The organism is Bacillus sanguinis (assembly GCF_018332475.1).
GTDB classification, from domain to species: domain Bacteria; phylum Bacillota; class Bacilli; order Bacillales; family Bacillaceae_G; genus Bacillus_A; species Bacillus_A sanguinis.
The window spans coordinates 1-6,561 of the sequence record NZ_BOQB01000184.1; the positions used below are offsets into that span (position 1 = coordinate 1).

At 34.7% G+C, this 6,561-nt stretch carries 7 protein-coding genes; 2 read left to right on the plus strand and 5 right to left on the minus strand.

The features are described from left to right. Positions 1 to 504: 504 nt before the first annotated feature. Entirely contained in the window at positions 505 to 1,983 is a 1,479-nt protein-coding gene (locus KI369_RS19385; RefSeq protein ID WP_212957033.1) for a DHA2 family efflux MFS transporter permease subunit, read from the minus strand. Positions 1,984 to 2,269: 286 nt separating this feature from the next. Here KI369_RS19385 and KI369_RS19390 point away from each other — a divergent pair, with 286 nt between their 5' ends. After that, positions 2,270 to 2,869 (plus strand): hypothetical protein, encoded by a 600-nt coding sequence (locus KI369_RS19390; RefSeq protein WP_212957034.1) that lies wholly within the window; start codon positions 2,270 to 2,272, stop codon positions 2,867 to 2,869. A gap of 247 nt (positions 2,870 to 3,116) precedes the next feature. On the opposite strand, the gene KI369_RS19395 is transcribed toward KI369_RS19390, so the two are convergent. The 3 genes from KI369_RS19395 to KI369_RS19405 form a co-directional block, all read right to left on the minus strand. Next, a complete protein-coding gene (locus KI369_RS19395) occupies positions 3,117 to 3,650 on the minus strand; it encodes a YwbE family protein (RefSeq protein WP_212957035.1) in 534 nt (177 codons plus the stop codon). A 282-nt stretch (positions 3,651 to 3,932) separates the two neighbouring features. Further along, positions 3,933 to 4,319, minus strand: a complete 387-nt coding sequence (locus KI369_RS19400; RefSeq protein WP_212957036.1) for a DUF1259 domain-containing protein — start codon at positions 4,317 to 4,319, stop codon at positions 3,933 to 3,935. Positions 4,320 to 4,615: 296 nt separating this feature from the next. Then, positions 4,616 to 4,777, minus strand: a complete 162-nt coding sequence (locus KI369_RS19405; protein WP_000441003.1) for a hypothetical protein — start codon at positions 4,775 to 4,777, stop codon at positions 4,616 to 4,618. Positions 4,778 to 5,145: 368 nt separating this feature from the next. Here KI369_RS19405 and KI369_RS19410 point away from each other — a divergent pair, with 368 nt between their 5' ends. Further along, positions 5,146 to 5,523 (plus strand): hypothetical protein, encoded by a 378-nt coding sequence (locus KI369_RS19410; protein WP_212957037.1) that lies wholly within the window; start codon positions 5,146 to 5,148, stop codon positions 5,521 to 5,523. 285 nt (positions 5,524 to 5,808) lie between these two features. Here KI369_RS19410 and KI369_RS19415 read toward each other — a convergent pair whose 3' ends face one another. After that, entirely contained in the window at positions 5,809 to 6,468 is a 660-nt protein-coding gene (locus KI369_RS19415) for a protein kinase family protein (RefSeq protein ID WP_212957038.1), read from the minus strand. Positions 6,469 to 6,561 lie beyond the last annotated feature (93 nt).

Genomic DNA, 6,561 nt, shown 5'->3' on the forward strand with positions numbered 1-6,561 from the left:
CTTTGCTTCCGCTGAATTTTGAGGTGGGGGTCTTACTGCTCGTTAATTCGGGATAAAATATCCCATTCAATAAAGAGAAGATAGCAATGAATCGCCTGGGATAAAGATATGTAATTGATTACCTTATTTTATCTTTTCCCTAACTATTCATGATTATGATATTGCGTATAAGGTTGGTAATCTAAGTTGTTTTTTGACATTAGATTTATAACTTGCAGAAAGAATACTACATTAAAATGAAGCGTATTATTATAATGTTTATGAGAAATTGAGAGCTAAAGATTGTAGTATTGGGAAATTCAGTAGTTTCTCATGTCAATTCAAACAAATACGATAAGCAAGTATACTGTGTTACGATTGAAAAAGGATCTGATATGAATATCAGATCCTTTTTCACTATGTGTAATTATTTCACTGTTTCTGTCAATTCTTTTCCCGTTTTAATTATCATCTTCTTAGTAGCAAAAAACTTATAAGAACCATCATCTAGAGTTTTATTTTGCTCTACCGATTTAACCTCTCGACTGCTTCCGGGCTTGTATCTACACGTTTAACGAAAAAAACTAATAGTAGTGCAACAACATTCATGCCAAGCGCTACATAGAATGAATATTGAATTCCGGATAATAAAGCATTCTGAGTTACTATTGCCTTCGTAGCTTCTGTGAAGGTTGTTGGATCTAATTCAGACATTAGACTTTCAGCTTTTGTTTTTGTTACAGTATTCATAATCGTAACAAGAATAGCAGTACCAATCGAACCGGACACTTGTTGAGCTGTATTATTAACCGCTGTACCGTGAGGATTTAAGCGAGTTGGTAATTGATTAAGTCCATTGGTCATAAGTGGCATCATCACCATCGCCATTCCAAACATCCGCAGTGTGTAAATAAGAATAATATGTGTGTGACTAGAGTCAATTTGCAGGTTTGCCAGCATATAAGTTGAAACAGCTGTAATGGAAAGTCCTACTATGCCAAGAATTCGAGGGCCATATTTATCAAATAATTTACCTGTAATTGGTGACATAACCCCCATTATTACTGCACCTGGAAGCATCATCAGCCCGGAGCTCAGCGGCGAAATACCGCGGACGTTTTGTACATAAGCTGGTGTTAAAATCATACCCGAAAACATGGCCACTGCGTTAACAATTGCAATTACAGACGCAAGTGCAAACATTGGGTACTTGTAAACACGTAAATCCAATAACGGTTCATTCATTTTTAATTGACGTATAATAAAAGCAATTAGAGCAATAGCGCCTATGATTAAGGTTGTTAAAACAACTTTATTCGTCCAACCATCGGAGCTTGCTGAACTAAATCCATATAACAAACCGCCAAAACCGACAGAAGATAATAGTAATGAGAGATAATCAAGTTTTGCATTTTTGTTTTGTCTCATGACATTCTCCGATTTCCAAACCCCTAACAGTAAGCTAATGATTGCTAACGGTAAAATCATCTCAAAAAGCAAACGCCAGTCATAATACTCTACAATATAACCTGATAGTGTCGGTCCAATTGCTGGAGCTGTAATCATAACTAATCCAAAAATCCCCATCGCTGTTCCCCTTTTTTCTCTTGGAAAGCTTACTAGCATAATATTCATTAACAAAGGCCCCATGACTGAAGAACCTGCTGCTTGAACCATCCGGCCAGTAAGTAATAAACTAAAGTTTGGTGCTAAAGCCGCTAAAGCCGTACCAAGAATAAAAATCAACATAGATGTAATAAATAAGCTTCTATTGGAGAAGCGGGTTATTAAAAATGCTGATGCCGGAATTAATATACCACTTACAAGCATATACCCTGTAGAAAGCCACTGGATCGTTGAATAATCTTTAATGTCTAAATCCTTCATTATTGATGGCAAAGCTACATTTAAAAGCGAGTTATTTAGAAATGAAACAAATGCCCCAATAAAAAGAATTACAAGCATTAAATATGGTGGTTTTCTTTTATGTAATGTTTCACTCATATATTTATTTGCCCCTTCATTATAAATTCCGTTGATTCGTTTAAATCGTTTGCATATCTGCGCAAGAATACATTGTCCTTGCAGTATTTTGCCAAACTCTTCGAATGGATATTCTCTTTTTAGCAATTCTACTTGCTCGACATAACATTTTAATTTTTTTTGTTGATTACACCTTTATAACCATTTAAATACAGGCTTGTAAATCTAGTTATGTAACCAGCCATAAAAAGGAATATTACATAGGCTAAGTGTAACATTACATTTTTAAAGTAAGGGGAATAAGCTTATGCACCAATATTGGTATTTGAATTCAAAAGGAGACGAGGAACACTATAATAACCAAATTTCAATGTCATCATTATATTCACAGCCCCTAATAACTAAAGCTGAAGGAATGAATGGTCTGAGGATCTCTGAGAATTGTAGTCCTCGAGTCTATCCGTTTGGTTGGGATTCACCAGCCCATTATACGAGTTTCAATCCCGAGCCCCCTCTCTTTCCTTTAGGTCAGCCAATCCATTATGCAGGGATGATGCCCCAAGGACATCCTGCTAATTGGGTTCCATTACCAGCCCATGCAGGTTTTAATTTTCAAAAACCTCCCTTCCCCTGGGCCCAACCATTCAATCATGCAGGGATGTTCGCACAAGGTCATCTTGCGGCTTTACTATCGCCGCCAGTCAAGCCTTTTAATTTTAATTCTAATGCCAATAACTGGGGTGTTTTTGGAAAACCTCCAGGATGGGGAGGGCAGGTAAATCCCATGGGATGGGGGAATAACGGTCAGCCAGGAATGCTTGGAAACTTACTTACAGTAGGAAAAGGCACCATGAATGGAATCGGAATGCTTAGTAGTCTAATCGGTATGGGGAAGTTCTTCTTTTAGTTAATTAGAACGGGAGGATAGATCCATAACCCAGAACAAAAAAACATTTCCTTTAATCTTCTCAAACATACTTCCTCCAAGTTCGTTTCCTCGTCTTTCAAATTATAAAAACATCTATTACCTTGTATGTAATAACTTGATAGAGATGTGGTGACATCAACAAAACGCTACAAAAAACCGGTTCCTTTACGAAAGAACCGATTTTTTGTAGCGTTTATTTATTTGAAAAGTAGTCAAATCTTTTTCACTAGTTAACACTTTGAACACGGCCAATTTGTCCATCTTGTAATCGAACTTTAATGCCGTATGTATGCGTTTCACTATGTGTTAAAATGTCTTTCACAACACCACTTACAGTTTTACTATAGTTATTATCTAATTGAATAACTACATGTGAACCAACTGAAATTTGTGATCTTGTTGGTTTCCCACCTGTTGCTTGTGTTGTTTTTTCTTGTTTTTGTGTTCTCTCTTGCTGTATAGACTGTTGTTGCTGAGTCTTCTGCTCTTGTTGTTTACGTTTTTCTTCCTCTACTCTTTGTTGCTCTTCTTGTTTACGCTTCTCTTCTTCCACTCTTTGTTGCTCTTCTTGTTTACGCTTCTCTTCTTCCACTCTTTGTTGCTCTTCTTGCTTACGTTTTTCTTCCTCCGCTACTTTTTTATCTTCATCTATCTTTTGCTCATCTGATGCTACTTTTAATTTTTCTTCATCACCTTTACAAGCACTTAAAGACATTACACACAAACTCAACAGTACAAAAAATAACAATTTCTTTAACATTAATAAATCCTCCTATATATACATTACAAATCAATAACTTTCATAGCATAACAAAAGTATATATATTTTATTGTCACAATTTGTCGTATATATGTATTTTCTACTAAAGGACTGGCTCTATAATAAAAGCGAAGATTATTATATCAATTCATGCACAGAAATTACGTTCGTTTACTAGTCAATTAAACTTAATTAATGAAATACAAGAAAACACCTTCATCTTATGTATAAAAGGATCTTTCGATTGAAGATCCTTTTACATTGCTCATTTAAATAAATTAGCTAATTGCATAACGCTCTTCTAACTTTCCTTGCGAAACTTAGCGGATCATCAACGTCTTCGATATTAACGTAAACTAAATTTGGATCATCACATAACCACTCATTGTGTATAGACGAAACGATTATTCCTTGTTTAATAATTGTAGCAACAAATCCATTGACTTCTTTTTGCAATAGCGCTACCCGGCCTAGACACAATGCTCGTCCAGTTTTATTATCTCGTGATTCGAATGAGAAGGAACTTGTTACTCTAAAACGTTTTCCTAAGATAGTTGCTTGTATTTCATCCCGATTTATTGTTGCCACGCATTTTCCACCGGCAAATCCTTCTTGGCCACCGATAATCCTTGCAAACTGTTGACAAATTAATTCATCATTACACGCCATACCTTGAATCATCCCCCTTTTTACTATTAGGTTATGAATGAATACTTAGGTCTGAAACGGTAATGAATCTATTCTATTACAAAAAAGATTATCGAAATCTAACGAAGTCTATTATATGGTAAGGCATTTTTAGAGAGCACAAAAAAACAGCCTAAGGTGCCATCCTTTGGCTTGAGAATCATATCTATGTATGGAGAAATTTAGAAAAGAGAAGGTTCTAACTATAATTTATAAAGCTATTATGCTATGAATTACATACATATTTCCTTATTTACTAGGAGCAGAATCCCATTATGTTACTTTCTGATCAGTCTCGTTAAAGCCATCCCAATAAATCCAGCCCCCATCCCTATTAGCCATCCAGCATGAGTATCGCCTAATATAGATCCCACTCCTCCGCCAAGAAACATGCAGCCAACAAATACTAATCCTCCAATTCCCCAATTCGGCCGTTCCATAATTCAATCACATCCCTTCAATAAAACATATGCTTTTAGCTATCTAAACTTTCTTGCATAGGATGGTTAATTATTTTACTTAAGTTTAGCACTTTCAGGGAATTCATAAGATGCGAAGATTGAATCATTTGAATGAATTGCAGAAGGAGAATTTCATTTTTTCATATTATAATAACTTAAGAATTGTGGAACAAATTCTTCTTTAATTAACCAATTAGTAGAAGTATAGATATTTGCCACAATTTATGACTCAGCCCATCGTTATCAAGCTCAGAAAAGAAAGCAAAAACGAAAATTATATGCATCATTGACTACTGTTAATAGGGCGTTATGTCATACAATGGAGTTACTATTAGAAAACTGTGAGGATGATTACGTTGGTAAAATTTGTAATTAGTTATGCTGCAAGTCTGTTTGCTTTTATTTTTGGATGGTTCTTGATTTCATATATTTCTCATCCTAGCTTTATTCACCCGAACGTTGTATTAGGATTCATTAAAACGATCGTCACTTATGGTAGTATACCAGCTCTTATAGCTTGTCTAATTGGGGAAGTGTTATACAGGAAAATCAAACGATGTAGAGAATTTCAATTTGGAATTCCTGTATTTATAGGACAAGCAGTTATCTATACACTTATACCATTTCTTTTTCTTTTTCCTTTTAATTTTTCCCATTTCTTTGATTTCGTTGCACCTGTTATTATGGGGTCCTTATCTTTTTATTTAGTACGTAGAAAAATATAATTACCTTCAAGAGTGTGACAGAAAGAAGCCTGAGTGAGTAAAACCACACTATATAACCATACAGAGCTCAAAGAACGCATCAATTGTTGCGAAATAAACAAGAACAAGAATAAAGGGTTTGAGGAAGAAAATAAGTAATTGCATGAAAAAGGAAATGTACAGCTTACGGATTACTTCATGCATTCATAAAAATAGGACCGTACATATTAGATATATCTAATATGTACGGTCCTTTCGTTTACTAGTCGTTCACTTATATCACCTAAAAATAAGTATGTGGTCCTTTTACCATTTGAATTTCTTTTTAAACTTCTTATATTTTCTATACGAATGTCTAACAATGTTTAACATAAAATACGGTATTTTAATAGGGAAAGGAAATTTATAAATGAAAGGCAAATAAAATATAAAATATGCCTTTTCTAGGTCTCTCCACTTACTATCTTCTTTTGTTTTTAAGAAATCAGATACATCGACTACATATCCTCTTCCGTTTTCCATCATCACATTTTTCCCGTGAACGTCACAAGGAGTTAACCCTTGTTCTCTTGCATACTCTAATGCTTCATTGATATCAAAGATTACCTGTTTAGGAATTTTAATCCCCTTATGAATAGCATCGTATAAAGTAATTTCTTTTAAACGTTTCAATACTATGAAATTTTCTCCTTTATATATAAGCTTCGAATAAGAAGGATGATTTCCGATTCTTCGGTATACTTCTGACTCTTTTTCAATTCCTTCTCCTTCTCGTGCGTAAACTTTCACTACCCAATCTTTGTATTCTTTATGCATGAATACTGCGGCATAATTCCCCATCCCTAAACACTTCCAAAGTCTAGGAATATCTTTAACTACTACAGGCTCGAATTCGTCCTCACTTCTTATGCTGACCTCTTTTAATAATTCATCCTTTATTAATCCCACAAAACTGTTTATACTCATCATTTCCACTCCGGTTTTGCTAAAAGGGGTCCCACCCACATTTTAACGAAAATATACACTAAGTGAATTTTAGCATAAAACGAGTCATCTTTT